A 17,862-nucleotide genomic window follows, 5' to 3' on the forward strand; every position below is an offset into this window, starting at 1 on the left:
TAAATGTTATTTTAATTTACCCTCTTCTCTCATTTGAGCTCTAATTTTAGTAGCTGAAATTTTTTGAGTTTCTTCATCTAAAACTATTTCCTCAATTTTGTAACCAACACCTCTTCCGTAACAAATATTTGTAATATTAGGAACCAACATAATTTTAAATTGACCTTCAAATTCAGGATTTAATCTTTCTTCAATATTTTTTTTTACAGTTTCAAAATCAAATGGATTATCATCAACACCTTGTACGTCTCTTATTTGGATGCAAACTTGTCCCGTTTTTTTTATTATCTCTTTAAACAGTTTATAGTGTCCATCATGAAAGGGTTGCCATCTTCCCAACATTTGCGCTGTCGGTTTTTTATTATCCCATTGATATGTCATTTTTTAATCTCCTTAATTATTAACGGTGCCCATTTCTTAGCATCCTGAGTTGTTACATGGTAGTCAAAGTTTTTTGGATTAACAAACATTTGGTTTGTATCTTCAAATCTACCTTTCTTTATTGTATCTACCCAAATTCTAAAATCTGCTGGAAACAAGCTTCTTGCCTCTGGTGTAGGAGCAACAAAGTCTGCAATTACATAATGACCCTCAGCTTTTAATTTTAGAGCAAATTCAGCCATTCTTTTAGCTTGCCTTACTCTACCTTCCTCTGAAAAATCCCAATCATCAGCTGCTTTTCTAACTTCATCAGCATTTAATCTTTTAGCATTTAAATGAGGTGCCATTTCATTTGCTAAAGTTGTTTTACCTGCACCAGGTAATCCCATTACTAAAATAATTTTCATTAAATATCTTCTAACGGATGATGGGACATTAATTCAAGTCCATTTTCACCAATTAGGTATTGTTGCTCAAGCTTAACACCTTCTTTGCCACCTACTTTACCTATATAGCTCTCAACTGTTATTGTCATATTTTTTTGAAACGTTCCACTACGTTCACCACCATCTGTTGGATATCTAATTGCAGGCCACTCATCACAAAGACCTATTCCATGTACCATTACAGAGTATCTATTTGGGTAGTAATCTTCAGGTAAAACCCATGATTTATCTGTGAATTCTTTAAAAGATAAACCATCTTTAATTAGTCTTGAATTGTAATCTATTTGTTCAACAGCCATTGAATATAATTTTTTTTGTTCCTCATTAAATTTATTACCAACTACAAATGCTCTAGAAATATCTGCACAGTATCCATAAGTTCCTACCATGTCTGTGTCAAAAGCAACTAGTTCACCATCTTGAATAACTTTGTTTCCACATTCTTGCATCCAGGGATTTGTTCTTTCTCCTGATGCTAATAATCTACACTCAATCCATTCACCATAATTTTCTATATTTGTTTGATGAAGAATTGACCATAATTCATTTTCTGTCATTCCTGGTTTTAATTGTTCTCTCATTTTAACAATGCCCATTTCAGCAACATCTATTGCTGATCTCATACATTTAATTTCTTCAGATGATTTAATTACCCTTGCTTGTTCTAAAATTAATTTAGCATCAACCACTTGAATTTGTTCTTTATTTAACGCTGAAACTGCAGGACCATTTAAAACATCAATGGCAATTTTTTTTGATTTAAAATATGATTTAGACAAATCTTTAACTTCATTAATCCATTTTTTTAATTGCTCTTCAGATTGATCACCGTTACTAAAATAATCCCAAGTTATTGCAGGTCTCAATTCATCTATAAGATTAAGATGTTCAGATAACTTTTCACAATTAAAATATTCGTAAAGAATTACAGGACCATTAACAGGAACAAAACAGTATCGAGTTAAATTATGCATATTATAAACACTCATATTTACTGTGTCTAATGCATATCGAACATTTACTGGATCAAATAAAAAGCAAGCTTCTAAATTATTTTTTTCTAATTCTTTTCTAACTCTATCTAAACGATATGATCTAAGTTTATCAAAATCTATTTCATCTTCTCTTAATCTTTTTTTGGTAATAAAATTCTGTTTTGGTTTAAATTCTGGAGCTATTTTTCTACTAAATCTCATTTTGTAACTTTATAAATTCCTAACCATGCGTTTACATTTTTACTAGCAATGTAATCTGATTTAAAGAAATCTTTTTCTTCCCACAATTTGTTCTGTTTAAATTGATCTATTTTAGTATTAAAACTATATTTCTTAAAAATACCCTCATTTATAGTGAAACCTATATAGCCACCTGATTTTGTAATTCTTAAAAACTCATCTAAAGCATTATTTTTGACATGACCAAATGTGAAGGTTCCAACACATAATACACTGTCATAAGTATTATCTGCTTCAGGAATCTCTTTGTTTAAATCTAATTTACTTAATTTTTTGTAAAGATTTTTTGGAACTGAATTTAAAAGATCTTGAGACAAATCTATTCCATGAAAATTATTAAATCCAAATTTCTCTAATTCTTGAGCAACTAACCCAGTACCACAACCCGCATCGAGTATTAATGCATCTTTATTTTGCTGATGTTTTTTAAATGCTGCAGCTGTTTCTTTTGGACCTGTATAGTTCCAATCAATCATGTCTTTATTATATCTGTTATTTTCAGCCCAATCTGCGTAATAACTCATCACGTCTTCTGTTTTGTCTAATTTATAAATGTTTAAATTTTTAGATACGTCTTTATCTTGATCAGACATTAACTTCTCATTTTTTGACCACTTGGATCATAAAGTGGTTCTTTAATTATTGAGCAATTAAACAAATCTCCATTTATTTCTACTTGAACTTTATTTTCAGATTTAATTTTATCCTGATCAACAAAAGTAAAAGCGACACTCTTATTTACAAAATGTGCAAAACCACCTGAAGTAACATAACCTATACTTTGATCTCCATTCATAACAGCTTCATTATTTGTTACATCAATATCATTAGTTTCAACAATTAAAGGTATAAGTTTGTTTGAAGAGTTTTCCTTTTGTGCACTTTCTTTACCTATAAATTCTTTATCCCAATTGATAAAAACATCTAATCCTGTTTCTTTAGCAGTAAAATCTGGTCTATAATCTAATGTCCAAGCTCCCCAATTTTTCTCAAGTCTCATCGACATTAATGCTCTTCCACCAAAGGGTTTAATATTAAATTCTTTTCCAGCTTCAACTAGTTCTTCGTATAATTTTAATTGATAATGAGGTGCTACATATATTTCGTAACCAAGTTCTCCAGTAAATGAAATTCTATTTACTAATGCAGGAACTCCTCCAACAAACATTCTTCTAGAATCTCTAAATTTAAATTTTTCATTTGAAACATCATCTCTTACTATTTTTTCTAAAACTTTCCTTGAGTTAGGTCCTGCAATTGATAATCCATGAAACTCATCAGATCTATTTTTATAATTTAAATTAAATTTATCTAAGTGACTTTCAAACCAACGTCTATGCATTTCTTGAGCAGCACCAGATCCAAATACCATAAATTCATTTTCGTCTAAACAAGCAACTGTTAAATCTCCACACAATTTTCCTCTATAAGACAACATTGGTGATAAAGATATTCTTCCAGGTTTAGGAAGTCTTCCAGCCATTATGTGATCTAAAAATTTTCTCGCATCAGGTCCTTTGAATTCATGTTTTGAAAAATTTGCAACTTCAATCAAGCCAACATTTTCTCTTACATTAATAACTTCTTTTGAAACATAATCATGCGATCTTGATCTTTTTATCGTTGGTTCTTCATGAGCATCTTCTTTATTATTTGCAAACCACAAAACATTTTCTAATCCAAAACTATCTCCCATGACAGCTCCTTGATTAACAAAACGATCATAAAGTGCTGTTGTTTTTTGTTTTCTTCCTTTTGGTAAAGTTTCATTAGGAAATGTCATAATAAATCTTCTTTCATAATTTTCTGAAGATTTTATTGTTCCATATTGAGGAGATGCATAATCTCCAAATCTTGCAACATCCATTGCCCAAACATCAATTGAAGGTTCACCGTCAATAATCCATTCAGCAATACATTTTCCAACACCACCCCCTTGGCAAAACCCAGCCATCACACCAACTGCAACCCAATAATTTTTCATTCCAGGTACCGGACCAATCAATGGACTTCCGTCTGGACCAAAAGTAAATGGTCCATTAACTATATTTTTTATTCCTGCCCGCTCTAATGCTGGCATTCTCTCAAACCCAATTGCTAATCGATCTTCAATATTATCTAATTTTGGCTCCAATAACTCATGTCCAAAATTCATTGGTGTGCCTTCAACTTTCCAAGGAGTTGATTTTGGCTCATAAGTTCCAAGCAACATTCCCTTACCTTCTTGTCTAAAATAAATATTTCCTTCAAAATCTGTTCCGATAGGCAGTCTTTGATCACCCATCGCTTCAATTTCTGGAATAGGTTCAGTGATTAAATAATGATGCTCCATGGGCTGAACTGGAAGATTTAATCCTGCTAATTGACCAACTTCTCTTGCCCATAAACCACCTGCATTAATTACTATTTCAGCATTAATGTTTCCTTTTTCAGTAAATACATCCCAGGTTCCATCTTCTTTTTGTTTTGTGTCTTTTACAACAGTGTGAGTGTAATATTTTCCACCATGAACTTTTGCGGCTTTTGCAAAAGCATAAGTAACTCCTGATGGATCAACTTCACCATCAATAGGATCCCATAATGCTAGCAAGTATCTAGACGGATCAATTAACGGATGTTTCTTTTTTACTTCTTCTAAAGAAATAAACTCTTGATCAAGCCCCATGTATCTTGCTTTTGATCTTTCTCTCTTTAAATAATCAGCCCATACTTCGTTTGATGCTAAGTAAAAACCTCCACTAGGTTTAAATCCTGTTGAATGACCAGACTCTTTTTCAATCTCTTTATATAAACCAATTGTGTAAGCCATCATCCGAGAGATATTTGGATCAGAAGAAATAACATGAACATTTCCAGCAGCATGCCACGAAGAACCTGATGTTAATTCATTTCTTTCAAGTAAAATACAATCTTTTAATCCAAATTTTGATAAATGATAAAGAATAGAACATCCTACTACACCACCACCTATGATTACAACTTTGGCATGCTTTTCCATTAATATTTAATTTCCTTATTTACTTTTTTTAAAGATTTATCTGTACCATGATGAAAATGTTTACTCATGTCTGGCATGTATTTCATTGAAATTGGTTTTTTTCCAATTGCAACAGACATTTCTCTGACATGATGAGCTTCGGCACCACAACATATACCAATAAAATTTATTTTATTTTCAACACACTCTTTTGCAAATTCTGCCATTTCAAATCTGTTACAAAATAAATTATCTAAAGCTACGGGAAATGCATTCCCACCAGGAATACAATCACAACCATGATCAGTAATATTTAAAAAACCAGGTTCTTCCTCAGTGGTTCTGTAAGGAACTGGAAGCCCTGACACATGACAAGAAACTTTGTCTCTAACTTTTTTTAAAAGTTTCATTGTCATCTCTGGTCCTCTGTAACAATTTAATCCAACTACATCAGCACCTAGATCTTCCATCATCTTACATGCATCTTCAGCACTGTGTCCTTCTCTAGTTTTATCACCTCTTGGAATTGCAAAATTACAAACTGCAATTAGCCCAGCGTCCTTAATTGCTTTTAATGCAATTTTCATTTCATCAGTCCAACTAATTGTTTCAGCAATAACAAAATCAACTCCAGCTTCTTTTGCCCAAGCAACTTGCTCCTCATACATTTGTTGGCACTGCTTATGAGTGTTTGCATCACCAGGATCAAATACGTTTGTGTTTGCAACATCTCCACAAACCATCAAATCTAAATCTTTAAATTCAGCTGCAGCATCTTTTGCAATTTTAAGAGCGCCTTTTTGCATTGGCTCTAACAAGTGTTCTTTGCCAATTATTCTTAGTTTTTCTCTATGACCATAATAAGTAAATGCTTGGACAACATCTGATCCAGCTCTGATAAATTCTCTATGTAATTGGGTTACTACCTCTGGATGCTCTAAAACAACTTCAGGAACAAATGGACCTGCTGAAAGATAACCTCTTCTTTCCATTGCAAAAAGGTATCCTTCTGCACACATGATAGGACCCTCATTTAACCTTGTAATTAAATCTTTTTTCATAATTTATCCTTTCATTTTGTTAAATTTGTTGCAACCCATTTGTGAAACATCAAAGTAGGTGTATCCATTACAGGTGAAAAATTTCCACCATTGTAAGCTGGTGAACTTCGCCCTTTTTGCATTCCTTCAATTGCAGTTACATCTTCGTTCATAACTTCTTGCCAAAATGCAAAATTTTTTTCTCTAATCCCTTTAAACTCATCGCTCGAAGCGCTTTCGTCTCCAATATAATATAATTCAAAATGCTCTTTTGTCTGATTATTTGAAATTGGTTCTAACCAAAATGCATAAAAATGATCTATATGAATTCCTAGCATTACATTTGGGTATAATGATACATATTCAGATTTTTCAGATACATCACTTGGCCAATTTGGAAAACATTTAAATTTTATATTCCCATCAAACTGTTGTGAATATTTATCACTTCCTTGTCCTGAAAAATTAAAATTTTCATCCTCTATGTGGTAATGATCTGAAATATTTGAAACTCTATTCAGCTCTGGATGTATCCAGGGCAAATGATAGCTTTCGCAATAATTTTCAATAGCAAATTTCCAATTACTATTTACGGTCATATTAAAGTAACCATTGTCAGAAGCATGTCTTATTAGTTGTTGATCTTTTTTAGAAATAAACTTAGACCATCTATCTTCTAAAGGTTTAATAAATTCCTCAAATGGTTTTGCGTTAGAATTTATGTTGATGAAAATTAAATCCATCCAAACTTTTGATTTTATTTCTTTTAGGTTGCTATTATTTTTATGAAATCCTTCTACTTCATGTTTTCCTAATCCTCCTATATGAGGTGTAACAGTTAATTTACCATTAAAATCATATGACCAGGAATGATAAGGACATCTTATTACATTTTTTAATTTACATTCTTGGTCAACTAATTTGAAACCTCTGTGACTACAAACGTTATGAAAAACTTTTATCTCATTATCTTTGTTTCTGACTATTAATATTGGAATATCTAAAAGATTAAATGGCTTTGCATCACCAGGATTTGGAACCGAGCTTGCAACACCAACCATCGTCCAATTATTTTTAAAAACTTTTTCTTTTTCAAATTCTAAATAATCGTAATTCAAATAACACTCATTAGGTAATCCATGAGCTTTCTCTATAGGATTTTTAACAACTTCTATTTTTTTAGGATCTAAGATGTCTGATAATTTTTTATTTAAATTCATAAACCTCCTTTAATTAATTAATTAAAAAATTAATTTAGGGTTTAAAAATTACGACTCTCTAATAATGATTTGCTGAAAAACTGTTTTACAATTTAAAATATAAACAAACTCTTTGAAAAAAAAATTTGCTGAAAATTTCATATAAAAACCATAACTAAATTTAATACATAATTAAAGACAATTTGACTTCAACTTATAATTGAATTTAATTTGCAATATTTCTCTCAATATGTTCAATTTGATTTTTAAATGAATCAAATATTGGGAGATATAATGAAAATTAAAAGAATACTTCTTTCCCTAGCCGTTGTTTTTGGTCTTACTTCTTTTGGAAGTGTAGCTAATGCTGCTTGTGGAAATATAACTATCGCTAATATGAACTGGGCCTCAGCAAACTTTATGGCTGAAGTTGATAAAATTATATTAGAAGAAGGTTATGGATGTTCTGTAGAATTGGTTCCAGGTGCAACAATGCCTACATTTACATCTATGCAAGAAAAAGGTGAGCCAGATGTTGCTCCAGAATTTTGGGCTAACGCTGCAATAGTTGCTTTGAACAAAGCTGTTGATGAAGGCAAAATGCATTCAATCAACAAAGCTCCAATCACTGGTTTAGGTGAAGGTTGGTGGGTATTACCTGCAACTCTAGAAAAGCATCCTGAACTAACAACTGCTGCTGCAATTTTAGAAAGACCTGATCTATTTCCTCACCCAGAGGACCCTTCAAAAGGTGGCTTCCACATTTGCCCTCCTGGATGGAACTGTGAATTAAGTAACAGAAATCATTTTAGAGCCTGGGGCATGGAAGAAAAAGGTTGGGCAATTGTTGAAACTGGTTCTGCTGCAGGACTTGATGGTTCAATTGCTAAAGCTGCTGAAAGAGGAGAAAATTGGTTTGGTTACTATTGGTCACCAACAGCTTTAATCGGAAAATATGATATGAGAGCTGTAGACATGGGTGAATGGGGTGGTAAAGACAACTGGGACAACTGTATAGTTTTACCAGAACAAGAATGTGCTGACCCTAAAAAAACTTCATGGGTTAAATCAGAAGTTTTCACTATCGTAACAGATAACTTCAAAAACACAGCTGGAAGTTCTGGTATGGATTATTTCAAAAAAAGAACTTATCCTGGTCCAGTGATGAACGGTATGTTGGTTTGGATGGGTGAAAACCAAGCAGAAGGTGCTGATGCTGCAATTGAATTCCTAAAAACACAAGAGAGTGTTTGGTCTAAGTGGGTTTCAAGTGACGCTGCTGCAAAAATTAAAAAAGCACTTTAATAAATAAAATTATCGAACCCGTTTAAAAACGGGTTCGATTTTAAAAAAAATTTATGGATTTCTTTACTAAAATTCCAGTAATGGATAGGACAGCCTTAAGAGAGTTAAAAAAAGGTATTGATTTTAGCTTTAAAGAATTTTCACGAGCGTATGGTGATGGGATAGAAGGTTTTTTTGATCCCCTATTATATTTTTTAATTTGGCTAGAAAAACTTTTAGTAAATAGTCCTTGGCCAATCGTTATTGCAGTCTTTGCAATATTAGCATGGATAGGTTCAAGAAGTATAAAATTAACTATTGGAACGATTGTTTGCTTTTTGATAATTGGTTATTTTGGTATGTGGAAAAACTGTATGGCTACAGTTGCCATTATATCAGTTTCGACTTTAGTTTGTATTGTAGTTGGGATTCCAATTGGAATTTTAATGTCTAAATCTTCAAGAGCAGAAAAAGCAATTTTACCTATATTGGATATGATGCAAACTATTCCAAGTTTTGTTTATTTAATTCCAATTATTATGTTGCTCGGTATAGGAAAAGTTCCAGGGCTTTTAGCTGTTTGTATTTATGCTTTACCTCCAATTGTAAGACTAACTAATCTGGGGATTAGAGAAGTAGATAAAGAAACTCTTGAAGCAAGTGAGGCATTTGGAGCAACTCCAATGCAGAAACTTAAATCTGTTCAAATTCCATTGTCACTTCCAACAATTTTTGCTGGGATTAACCAAACAATTATGATGGCCTTAGCAATGGTTGTGATTGCATCTATGATAGGTGTAAAAGGTCTTGGAGTGCCTATTTTACAAGCAATTTCTAACCAATATTTAGCATTAGGAATGATGAATGGTTTAGCAATTGTAGCCTTAGCAATTATCTTCGACAGGGTCACTCAGCAGTACGGGCAAAGAATTCAAAAGCACAGAGGTCAGCTTAAGAAGTAACTTTGGCTCAAACGAATTTTCTAGACTCATATTTCAAAATCAATAAAGATCCGAATTATGAATTTTTCTTTGGAGATAGGTCCTAAAACAGATCTTGAAACTGTACCTCCATTAAGTGATGTCTATATCACTATGCTTCCAGGAGGAGATTATAAAGAAACTGCAGATAAAGCAGCAGAGCTTGTAAAAAAAGGATTTAATCCAGTTCCACATTTTCCAGCAAGATCTATGGGAGATGAAAATGAGCTTAAGGATTATGTTACACGATGTAAAGATGCAGGAGTTAAACAAGCTTTAATTATTGGAGGAGGAAGAGAACCTCTTGGAAAATTTGATAGTTCATTTCAACTTTTAGAAACAGGTTATTTTGAAAAAATGAAAATAGGAATAGCTGGACATCCTGAAGGGAGTCCTGATATATCCGACACAGATTTAGAAAAAGCAATGATAGATAAAAAGCCTTACGCTGATTATATAGTAACTCAATGGTTATTAGATCCTCAGCCTATTATTGATTTTATTTCTAAACAAAGCGTACCAGTGCATGTTGGAATCACTGGGCCCTTAAAAATATCTAGCTTAATTAAATTTGCTAATATTGTTGGGGCAAAAAATTCCTTAAACTTTCTTAAATCTAATTTTAGTAAGGCGTTAGATTTATTGAAACCTAAAGACCCTAATGATTTAATTGGGAAAGTTAAATTGCACACTGATAACTTCCACATTTATACATTCGGCGGCTTGAAGGAAACTAACAAGTGGTTGAGGGAGAATAGTTATGTCTAATGAATTTGACTATACTAAATTAAAACATGTTACTTCTGTTGATCAGTCAGACAGAGAAGTACCATACAACTTAAGACAAAGTGGGCCAACAAAAGTTGAAATGTTAATTTCAACAAGGGTAAGAAAATCACCTTATTGGCATTTATCAATGCAGGCAGGTTGTTGGAGAGCAACTGTATACAATCGTATTTATCACCCAAGAGGTTATGTAAAACCTGAAGATGGTGGTGCTATGGTTGAATACGATGCTATCGTAAACCATGTAACTATGTGGAACGTTGCTGTTGAAAGACAAATAAGAGTTAAGGGTCCAGATGCAGAAAAATTTACTGATTATGTGATCACTAGAGATGCAACTAAAATTTCACCAATGAGAGCAAGATATGTAATTCTATGTAATGCATATGGTGGAGTTTTGAATGATCCAATTCTTTTAAGAATTTCTGAAGATGAATTTTGGTTTTCATTATCAGACTCTGATATTGGTTTATATCTTCAAGGTGTAAACGCAGATGGAAGATTTGATTGTAAAATTGAAGAAATTGATGTGAGCCCAGTTCAAATTCAAGGTCCTAAATCAAAAGCATTAATGAAAGATTTATGTGGAGATCAAGTAGATTTCGATAATATGCCTTTCTACGGATTAGCTGAAGCAAAAGTTGGTGGAAGAGATGTTGTGATTTCACAATCTGGTTTCTCAGGAGAAGCTGGTTATGAAATTTATCTAAGAAACTCTACTTTATATGCTGAGGATATGTGGAATGCTGTACTTGAAGCTGGAAAAAAACACAGCTTAATGGTTATTGCTCCTGCTCACCACAGAAGAATTCAAGCAGGAATTCTTTCATGGGGACAAGACATGGATCAACAACACAATCCGTTTCAATGTAATTTAGGTTATCAAGTTTCTTTGTCTGGAAAAGGAGAATGGAACAAAACTGCTGATTATGTTGGTAAGGCTGCATTAGAAAAGATGAAAGAGGAATTAAAAGCAGGTAAAAAACCATACAAACTCCAACTAGTTGGTATGGAATTAGGTGGTAAACCTATTGATAATTATGCACCTGACTTTTGGTTAGTTTCTCCTGAAAGTGGTGGAGACCCAGTAGGGTTCTTAACGTCACCATGGTGGCATCCTGAAAAGAAAACAAACATTGCAATGGGATATGTTCCTTTTGATGGAACATTAAATGCAAATGGTTTTCCAAAAGGAAAAGTAGGAACTAAATTCAAAGTTCATCTACCTGCAGAATATTCAGAAACTCCAGGAACACCTGTTGATGCTGTGGTAGTGGATATTCCATTCAAAGAGTCTTTCAACGCAAACACAAGAGAAGTTGTAAAAGGCTAAATTTATTTAGGGGGAGTTATTTAAACTCCCCCAAATTTCAATGACAAAAGGGTTTTTAATAGCAATTTGCATTATTATTGCGATTGCTTTAATAGTATTTCCATTAATTGTTTCATATAAAGCTCAAAAAAATAAAAGAGATAAAAATTAATGTTTGGTGAATTTTTAAATATAGTTTTCAAATCAATAAAATTAGATAAAACACTTTATTCTGATAACAGAAATTTTGGTGAAGCTTCCATATATTTTGCAGGCTTAATAATGATTTTAGATGGAGTTGCTGGCGCAGTAGCAGCTAACACTGTCATTAAAACAGCAATAGGAATGTCGGGTTTAACAGCAATAGTTACTTGGTTAATATGGGCGATCTTTATTTTTGTGATAGGTGTTAAACTTTTTCCAGATAAACAAACAAAAGTGTCATTTAAAAAAGTTTTAACTGCAGTTGGTTTTGCTCATGCTCCTGGTTTATTAAGATTTTTTGCAGTTACTCCAGATTTAATGATACCTATAATTTTTCTCACTCAATTTTGGATTTTTGCAGGTTTAATCATTTCAACAAAAGAAATTTTAAATTTAAAATCTAATTTTAAATCTTTTGGTATAGTCTTATTATCTTTTTTGATAATAGCTTTTCTATCACTCACGTTCGTAATGAGTAGAATGAATATGCTTCCAACCAATCAGATTAGCTAGATTGGGAAAATAGTTTTAGAAACTCTACACGATTTACAAATTTTAAAGCCAGTTAAAATTAAATTTTGAGATACACTCTCATCCTCTTCTTTACACTCATCACAAATATTATTTAAATCTTCACTGTTATCTTGATCCTTAATTTCATCAAAATTATCAGTCATTATCTGTTAGGCCTGCACCTGCCCCACCTTGTTTTAAACTCTCAGACTCTTCAACAAAAGTATCTTCAGATAATTTGTACAAATTCTTCCACTCTTCCTCAGAAAAGTTATCAATATTTTCTAGAAAACTGATCTCTAAATGATTTGCAATAGACGGAAATTCGTTATTAGGAATATTAGAATAGATATTTAAATTCAGATTTAAAATAAGTTCTTTTTTATCAAGATTTATATGAATTTTTTTACCAATAATTTCTGATGCTCTACTTACAAAAGCTAAAAATATTGAAGGATAAGCAACATTATTTAATTCAATTTTTTTTAAGAATTCTAGAGATTTTGATTGATCTAAAAAACTAACTCCAAGAATAATTGGACAATAAGATTTTGCTGGAGGTTGATTTTTTTCTAATATTAAATTTAAATTTTGAAAACTATTTTCTTTCCTTTGAGAAAAATATTTATTTATATGCTTAATACCTGGAAGACCAAAGGACTCTAATAGTCTTACGCACTTTGCTGTTTCTTCAGCAACTCCCCATGAATATCCGCTAGCTTTAGTTGCTCTTTTAACAGTGGTTTCGATTTCACTTAATGATTTCATGTTAAATTTTAGTTTTATAAACCCACTGCTCATCATAATTTTTTAATTCATGAGGTAATGGTGCTCCTTGAAACATACAAATTCTTAACCACTTGTCAGATCTTGGGTCAAATTTTAATGCCCCAAAGAAAGATAACTTCAATCTCAACATATCAATAGGCATTATGTTTTTACCAATTGTATTATCTTGAATTTCTGAATAAGGAAATTTTTCAACTATAAAAACCCGTCTAATAACATGTCTTAAATCAGAGTTTTTTATTAAAAAGTCAGATACGGTTTGACTATTTTTAGAAACCAATAATATTTCGTAAAGTTTTTTTATATCCCTAGCTATGGCTAAAGGTTGTTCTAATTCTGAACCATGTTCTTCAAATCTATCAGCTAATCTTGGCTCTTCTTTATTTTTTGAGATAAACCAAAAATTTTGATTATTTTCTTTTTTTTCAAAATTTATTTCTAATATATTTGGATATTTTTTCTCAATTATATTTCTTAAATCTTCAACAGTCCTATGAGTTGGTATGTTAAAATATTTTTCTTCATCAGAGCTCATTTCTTTTACTAAAGGTTCGGTTATTTCACTATATGGTTCCATCATAATGGATACTATGTATTCAATACATTCTTCACATGTTTCTTTCTCAAGCCACTTATAAATACTGTTGAAAGGATATTCTCTTGTAAAATCAAAATCATTCTCAATAAATTTCAAAAATTTTTGAACATCTTTTAGTAAATTATTAATTTTATTTTTTTGATATTCACTATCAGTGTTCCAACTTGTAATGTTTGTTAGTGATTTTTTTACACAATCAATAAAAAGTTCACTATCCTTTTTATTTACATTTTGAATTTCTCTAATTTTTTTTAAAGCTATTTCTCTACTTAAGATCCAGTTATTTAAAAGTGTTGGATGATTAACAATAAAAGGTGCCATTCCTAATCCAGTAGAATTTCCAATACCTAGATTTTTAGAGATTCGCTCGTCTAGTTTGACTGCTTTTTTCGGATTTTTATGATAAGCGACATGATTTACTTGGTCAAAAGTAAACTGTCTTACAAGATAAACCAGCATCATTTCTAATCTAAATGGTCCGTTAATTTCCTCACGATTTTTTATTCTAAACCTATCTGCTAAACCAAATTTACCAGATCCATAAACAGCAGTAGTTCTGTATAAATAACCAACTTTTGACAATAAATTTAAATCTGGTTGTAACCCTTGACTTAAACTTTGTGTTACATGATTAAATAATCGTACAGATTTATTCGCTCTTGATAATGTAAGTTCTTTATAAGAAAGTCTTCCAACTTCTTGTTTGGGAACTTCATTTTTCAATCTTTCAATATCTTTTTTACCTGGTACTCCATCATGAAGAGTAAAAGCCGCATCCCATTTAGTAGCTATAACTCTGTCTGATCTTTCCTCATCTTTAATATGATTTGCAAAACAAACTAAAGAATAAACTCTTTTGTCTTTTTTAAACGAATATACTGCCTCACCATAACCATTTTCATCTAAATTAAACAAATCTTGTTTATACTCCCAGTCTTTAAATTCATTCAAAAAACTTCTTAAAAAAGATAATTTAGATTGATGAAAAGATCCCAAACGAGATAATTTCATAATAGTATTTGGATCTCTTAGTTCTACTTGCATAACTTAAATTGATTTATAAAAATTGTACCAATTATTTCCTAGTATCCCATGTGTCTCATCATCTGAAAATCCAATCTTTTTGAGACCTTTTTCTATATTTGCAAATCCTCTTGTGTCTTCAAACCAGTCAGGTTGTTTTGGAAAGCCTGGTTTATTTTTTGATCCTTCTCCGTAATTTTTAGTTTTGGTCCAAGTACCATTTCTCATCCACTCAACTACACTGTCAGGTTGATCAAGACAAAGATCAGACCCTATACCAATTTTACTTGCTCCCATAATTTCTGCAGTCTTTGCTACCATTTCACAAAAACTATCAAGAGTGCAATTAGTATTATCTTTCAAGTGATGTGGATATAATGATAAACCTAACATTCCTCCACTATCACTTAGCATCTTAAGTAAATCTGAAGACTTGTTTCTTTTTGCAGCATGCCAAAAAGAAGGGTTTGCGTGAGTAATCGCAATTGGTTTATCACTTATTTCAATAGCATCCATTGTGCTTTTTTCTGCAGAATGAGACATATCAACAACGATGCCTACTCTATTCATTTCTTTTATTGCTTCTCTTCCAAAATTAGTTACTCCGCTATCAATTTTTTCATAGCAACCAGTAGCAAGAAGAGATTGATTGTTGTAAGTTAGTTGCATAAATCTGCATCCAAGTTCATGAACTTTTTCAACCAAACCTATGTCATCCTCAATTGGTGAACAATTTTGAAAACCAAAAAATATTGCAGTTTTGTTTTCAAGCTTTGCTTTTTCAATATCTTTAAAATCTTTTCCCAGAAATATAAGATCAGAATTTGCTTCGAAAATTTTTTCCCACTTATTTAATTCTATTAGTAGTTCATCATAATCTTCATGATAAACTATGGTTACATGAACTGCATCTAAACCTGCAGCTCTGTTTGTTTCAAAAATTTTTCTAGACCAATTGCAATATTGCAAATTATCGATTTTAAAATTCATAACGAAATAAGATTAATCAATCTAAATTGAAATACTATTAATTTTATTGAAATTTTTGATTAATTTTGAAATAAACAAGAGAGCCATTTTCATGAAAAAAAATACTAATAAAAAAGTTTCAATAGTTATGGGTAGTCAATCAGACTACAAAACTATGCAATTAGCAGAAAAAACTCTTAAACAATTAGGTGTCTCGTTTGAAACTAAAATTGTTTCTGCTCATCGTACCCCAAAGAGAATGTACGATTTTGCATTAAAGGCAGAAAAAAATAATATTGGGGTAATTATTGCTGGAGCTGGTGGATCAGCACATTTGCCGGGAATGATTTCTGCATTAACTCAAATTCCAGTTTTGGGTGTACCGATTGAAAGTAAAAAATTAAAAGGTTTAGATAGTTTACTTTCGATTGCTCAAATGCCAAAAGGGATTCCTGTCGGTACTTTAGCAATTGGAGAAGATGGCGCTATTAATGCTGCATTACTTGCAGCTGAAATAATGGCTATTAATAATTCTTCGATCAAAAATAAGTTAAAAAGTTGGAGATCAAACCAAACTAAATCTGTTAAAAGAGCTCCAAAATAAAATGTCTAATATTACTCTTGGGATTATTGGTGGCGGCCAATTAGGAAGTATGCTTGCAATTGCTGCAAAAAAATTAGGGATAAAGATAATAATTTTTTGTGATGATTTGGAAGCACCAGCTCAAAATTTTTGTGACGAATTTATTGGTGCAAAATATGACGATAAAGAAAAAATAAATGAATTTGTAAACAAAGTTGATATCGTAACTTATGAATTCGAAAACATTCCATATGAAACATTAAATGATATCAACAAGTTAAAACCAGTTTTACCAAAACCTTCGGTAAATAGATTAATTCAACATCGATTAGCAGAAAAAGATTTTGTAAATAAATTAAATATAAGAACAACTAGATACGTCTCAGTTGAAAATCAATCTGATATTGATGTCCTTGAAGATTTTTTACCAGGTATAATTAAAACTACAACATTAGGTTATGACGGTAAAGGGCAACACCCTGTCTCATCATCAGAAGAATTAAAAAATCTTAAATTAGATTTATCAAGAGGATATATTTTAGAAAAATTGGTCAAACTTAAAAAAGAGATATCAATTATCATAACTAGGTTTAGTAATAATAAATATGAAATCTATGAACCTATAGAAAATACCCATGAAGATCAGATCTTAAAACATTCTAAAATACCTGCAGATATAAATGAAAAAATATTTAATCAATCTAAAGATTGGGCAATACTTATTGCTGAAGAACTTAAATATGTTGGTACTCTATGTGTAGAATTTTTTATAGATAGAAATGATAATCTTTATGTAAATGAAATTGCTCCAAGGGTTCATAATTCTGGACATTTAACAATTAATGCTTTTAATGTAAGTCAATTTGAAAATCACATCAGAGCTGTTTGTGGACTTGAACAGATACCTTTAAAAAAATTATCAAATGCAAAAATGATAAATTTACTAGGAGATCAAATATCTCACTATAGAAATTCTCCAAAACTTAAAGATAATGAATTCTTTTTTGATTATTTAAAAAAAGAAATTAAAGATAAAAGAAAAATGGGTCATATCACTATTCTGGAATAATATGTTAAAATCAATTGAGGGAAATTTTGATGATCCAGAAGTTCACAAGCTTTTAACTAAGCATTTTGTTGAGCTTAGAGCTGCCTCACCAGAGGGAAGTGCTCATGTTTTAGACATCCCTGGTCTTAAAGTTCCATCGATTAAATTCTGGAGTTTATATAACAACGATCAATTAATGGGATGTGGTGCATTAAAATTTTTAGATGAGGGTCACGGAGAATTTAAATCAATTAGAATTCATGACAATTTTAGAAAAAAAGGACACGGTGTTATTGTTATTAATCATTTAATAAGTGAGGCAAAAAAATTAGATATTAAAAGATTAAGTATTGAAACAGGTGCTGGAAATTTTTTTATTCCTGCTAGAAAACTCTTTAAATCTTGTGGTTTTGAGCCTTGTGAACCTTTTGCTCATTATAAAGAAGATGTTAATTCTGTTTATTTGACTAAATTGATTGCTACAGATTGACAATA

19 protein-coding genes are annotated in these 17,862 nt (G+C 31.4%); 8 read left to right on the forward strand and 11 right to left on the reverse strand.

The genetic code is table 11. The features are described from left to right. Positions 1-6: 6 nt before the first annotated feature. Genes ACTTAY_RS00755 through ACTTAY_RS00785 form a run of 7 tightly spaced genes read right to left on the reverse strand, consistent with a single transcriptional unit; the run spans position 7 to position 7,299 of the window. On the reverse strand, positions 7-381 hold the full coding sequence (locus tag ACTTAY_RS00755) for a cytidyltransferase (protein WP_075506148.1): 375 nt from the start codon (positions 379-381) through the stop codon (positions 7-9). Further along, positions 378-788, reverse strand: a complete 411-nt coding sequence (locus ACTTAY_RS00760; protein ID WP_440672003.1) for an AAA family ATPase — start codon at positions 786-788, stop codon at positions 378-380. The genes ACTTAY_RS00755 and ACTTAY_RS00760 overlap by 4 nt, the downstream gene beginning before the upstream one ends. Further along, the gene (locus tag ACTTAY_RS00765) at positions 788-2,023 is read right to left on the reverse strand and encodes a M24 family metallopeptidase (protein WP_440672004.1); all 1,236 of its coding nucleotides are present in this window, start codon (positions 2,021-2,023) and stop codon (positions 788-790) included. Before ACTTAY_RS00765 ends, ACTTAY_RS00760 begins: the two co-directional genes overlap by 1 nt. Beyond that, positions 2,020-2,655, reverse strand: a complete 636-nt coding sequence (locus ACTTAY_RS00770) for a class I SAM-dependent DNA methyltransferase (protein WP_440672005.1) — start codon at positions 2,653-2,655, stop codon at positions 2,020-2,022. Before ACTTAY_RS00770 ends, ACTTAY_RS00765 begins: the two co-directional genes overlap by 4 nt. Continuing rightward, positions 2,655-5,060, reverse strand: a complete 2,406-nt coding sequence (locus ACTTAY_RS00775; protein ID WP_440672006.1) for a GcvT family protein — start codon at positions 5,058-5,060, stop codon at positions 2,655-2,657. Before ACTTAY_RS00775 ends, ACTTAY_RS00770 begins: the two co-directional genes overlap by 1 nt. Beyond that, the gene (locus ACTTAY_RS00780) at positions 5,060-6,100 is read right to left on the reverse strand and encodes a homocysteine S-methyltransferase family protein (protein ID WP_440672007.1); all 1,041 of its coding nucleotides are present in this window, start codon (positions 6,098-6,100) and stop codon (positions 5,060-5,062) included. The genes ACTTAY_RS00775 and ACTTAY_RS00780 overlap by 1 nt, the downstream gene beginning before the upstream one ends. An 11-nt stretch (positions 6,101-6,111) precedes the next feature. Then, positions 6,112-7,299, reverse strand: a complete 1,188-nt coding sequence (locus ACTTAY_RS00785) for an aromatic ring-hydroxylating oxygenase subunit alpha (protein WP_440672008.1) — start codon at positions 7,297-7,299, stop codon at positions 6,112-6,114. A gap of 273 nt (positions 7,300-7,572) precedes the next feature. On the opposite strand from ACTTAY_RS00785, the gene ACTTAY_RS00790 reads away from it, so the two are divergent. The 5 genes from ACTTAY_RS00790 to ACTTAY_RS00810 all read left to right on the forward strand — a co-directional run bounded on the left by ACTTAY_RS00790 (position 7,573) and on the right by ACTTAY_RS00810 (position 12,357). Beyond that, a complete protein-coding gene (locus ACTTAY_RS00790) occupies positions 7,573-8,583 on the forward strand; it encodes a glycine betaine ABC transporter substrate-binding protein (RefSeq protein WP_440672009.1) in 1,011 nt (336 codons plus the stop codon). Positions 8,584-8,636: 53 nt separating this feature from the next. Next, positions 8,637-9,524, forward strand: coding sequence for an ABC transporter permease (locus ACTTAY_RS00795; RefSeq protein WP_440614127.1), 888 nt, complete (start codon positions 8,637-8,639; stop codon positions 9,522-9,524). A 57-nt stretch (positions 9,525-9,581) separates the two neighbouring features. Next, positions 9,582-10,310 carry a methylenetetrahydrofolate reductase gene (locus ACTTAY_RS00800; RefSeq protein ID WP_440672010.1) on the forward strand — a complete coding sequence of 243 codons (729 nt, stop codon included), beginning with the start codon at positions 9,582-9,584 and terminating at the stop codon, positions 10,308-10,310. Next, positions 10,303-11,661, forward strand: a complete 1,359-nt coding sequence (locus tag ACTTAY_RS00805; protein ID WP_440656920.1) for an aminomethyl transferase family protein — start codon at positions 10,303-10,305, stop codon at positions 11,659-11,661. The genes ACTTAY_RS00800 and ACTTAY_RS00805 overlap by 8 nt, the downstream gene beginning before the upstream one ends. Positions 11,662-11,811: 150 nt before the next feature. Next, positions 11,812-12,357 (forward strand): hypothetical protein, encoded by a 546-nt coding sequence (locus ACTTAY_RS00810; RefSeq protein WP_440672011.1) that lies wholly within the window; start codon positions 11,812-11,814, stop codon positions 12,355-12,357. On the opposite strand, the gene ACTTAY_RS00815 is transcribed toward ACTTAY_RS00810, so the two are convergent. Genes ACTTAY_RS00815 through ACTTAY_RS00830 form a run of 4 tightly spaced genes read right to left on the reverse strand, consistent with a single transcriptional unit; the run spans position 12,354 to position 15,757 of the window. After that, positions 12,354-12,521 (reverse strand): hypothetical protein, encoded by a 168-nt coding sequence (locus ACTTAY_RS00815; protein WP_262590424.1) that lies wholly within the window; start codon positions 12,519-12,521, stop codon positions 12,354-12,356. The genes ACTTAY_RS00810 and ACTTAY_RS00815 overlap by 4 nt on opposite strands. Next, the gene (locus tag ACTTAY_RS00820) at positions 12,514-13,125 is read right to left on the reverse strand and encodes a DUF3726 domain-containing protein (protein ID WP_440672012.1); all 612 of its coding nucleotides are present in this window, start codon (positions 13,123-13,125) and stop codon (positions 12,514-12,516) included. The genes ACTTAY_RS00815 and ACTTAY_RS00820 overlap by 8 nt, the downstream gene beginning before the upstream one ends. Position 13,126: 1 nt before the next feature. Continuing rightward, complete coding sequence (locus ACTTAY_RS00825) at positions 13,127-14,788, reverse strand: hypothetical protein (RefSeq protein WP_440672013.1); 1,662 nt, start codon at positions 14,786-14,788, stop codon at positions 13,127-13,129. A gap of 3 nt (positions 14,789-14,791) precedes the next feature. Then, positions 14,792-15,757, reverse strand: a complete 966-nt coding sequence (locus ACTTAY_RS00830) for a membrane dipeptidase (RefSeq protein ID WP_440672014.1) — start codon at positions 15,755-15,757, stop codon at positions 14,792-14,794. 91 nt (positions 15,758-15,848) lie between these two features. Between ACTTAY_RS00830 and purE the strand changes: the two genes are divergently transcribed. From purE to ACTTAY_RS00845, 3 genes are read left to right on the forward strand one after another with little or no spacing between them, the layout of a single operon-like run. After that, entirely contained in the window at positions 15,849-16,340 is a 492-nt protein-coding gene (gene purE / locus ACTTAY_RS00835; protein WP_262590420.1) for a 5-(carboxyamino)imidazole ribonucleotide mutase, read from the forward strand. Position 16,341: 1 nt separating this feature from the next. After that, a complete protein-coding gene (locus ACTTAY_RS00840) occupies positions 16,342-17,388 on the forward strand; it encodes a 5-(carboxyamino)imidazole ribonucleotide synthase (protein ID WP_440634380.1) in 1,047 nt (348 codons plus the stop codon). 1 nt (position 17,389) lies between these two features. Beyond that, complete coding sequence (locus ACTTAY_RS00845; protein WP_440614119.1) at positions 17,390-17,857, forward strand: GNAT family N-acetyltransferase; 468 nt, start codon at positions 17,390-17,392, stop codon at positions 17,855-17,857. The last annotated feature ends 5 nt before the right edge of the window (positions 17,858-17,862 follow it).

This window comes from Candidatus Pelagibacter sp. HIMB1715, from assembly GCF_052047595.1.
Lineage (GTDB): Bacteria > Pseudomonadota > Alphaproteobacteria > Pelagibacterales > Pelagibacteraceae > Pelagibacter.

What these genes read in the sequence shown, in the direction of transcription:
- ACTTAY_RS00765 (WP_440672004.1), bottom strand. Translation starts at nt 2,023, where the DNA reads ATGAGATTTAGTAGAAAAATAGCTCCAGAATTTAAACCAAAACAGAAT.
- ACTTAY_RS00785 (WP_440672008.1), bottom strand. Translation starts at nt 7,299, where the DNA reads ATGAATTTAAATAAAAAATTATCAGACATCTTAGATCCTAAAAAAATA.
- ACTTAY_RS00815 (WP_262590424.1), bottom strand. Translation starts at nt 12,521, where the DNA reads ATGACTGATAATTTTGATGAAATTAAGGATCAAGATAACAGTGAAGAT.
- ACTTAY_RS00820 (WP_440672012.1), bottom strand. Translation starts at nt 13,125, where the DNA reads ATGAAATCATTAAGTGAAATCGAAACCACTGTTAAAAGAGCAACTAAA.
- purE (WP_262590420.1), top strand. Translation starts at nt 15,849, where the DNA reads ATGAAAAAAAATACTAATAAAAAAGTTTCAATAGTTATGGGTAGTCAA.
- ACTTAY_RS00775 (WP_440672006.1), bottom strand. Translation starts at nt 5,060, where the DNA reads ATGGAAAAGCATGCCAAAGTTGTAATCATAGGTGGTGGTGTAGTAGGA.
- ACTTAY_RS00790 (WP_440672009.1), top strand. Translation starts at nt 7,573, where the DNA reads ATGAAAATTAAAAGAATACTTCTTTCCCTAGCCGTTGTTTTTGGTCTT.
- ACTTAY_RS00770 (WP_440672005.1), bottom strand. Translation starts at nt 2,655, where the DNA reads ATGTCTGATCAAGATAAAGACGTATCTAAAAATTTAAACATTTATAAA.
- ACTTAY_RS00795 (WP_440614127.1), top strand. Translation starts at nt 8,637, where the DNA reads ATGGATTTCTTTACTAAAATTCCAGTAATGGATAGGACAGCCTTAAGA.
- ACTTAY_RS00760 (WP_440672003.1), bottom strand. Translation starts at nt 788, where the DNA reads ATGAAAATTATTTTAGTAATGGGATTACCTGGTGCAGGTAAAACAACT.
- ACTTAY_RS00845 (WP_440614119.1), top strand. Translation starts at nt 17,390, where the DNA reads ATGTTAAAATCAATTGAGGGAAATTTTGATGATCCAGAAGTTCACAAG.
- ACTTAY_RS00825 (WP_440672013.1), bottom strand. Translation starts at nt 14,788, where the DNA reads ATGCAAGTAGAACTAAGAGATCCAAATACTATTATGAAATTATCTCGT.
- ACTTAY_RS00755 (WP_075506148.1), bottom strand. Translation starts at nt 381, where the DNA reads ATGACATATCAATGGGATAATAAAAAACCGACAGCGCAAATGTTGGGA.
- ACTTAY_RS00830 (WP_440672014.1), bottom strand. Translation starts at nt 15,757, where the DNA reads ATGAATTTTAAAATCGATAATTTGCAATATTGCAATTGGTCTAGAAAA.
- ACTTAY_RS00805 (WP_440656920.1), top strand. Translation starts at nt 10,303, where the DNA reads ATGTCTAATGAATTTGACTATACTAAATTAAAACATGTTACTTCTGTT.
- ACTTAY_RS00810 (WP_440672011.1), top strand. Translation starts at nt 11,812, where the DNA reads ATGTTTGGTGAATTTTTAAATATAGTTTTCAAATCAATAAAATTAGAT.
- ACTTAY_RS00780 (WP_440672007.1), bottom strand. Translation starts at nt 6,100, where the DNA reads ATGAAAAAAGATTTAATTACAAGGTTAAATGAGGGTCCTATCATGTGT.
- ACTTAY_RS00800 (WP_440672010.1), top strand. Translation starts at nt 9,582, where the DNA reads ATGAATTTTTCTTTGGAGATAGGTCCTAAAACAGATCTTGAAACTGTA.
- ACTTAY_RS00840 (WP_440634380.1), top strand. Translation starts at nt 16,342, where the DNA reads ATGTCTAATATTACTCTTGGGATTATTGGTGGCGGCCAATTAGGAAGT.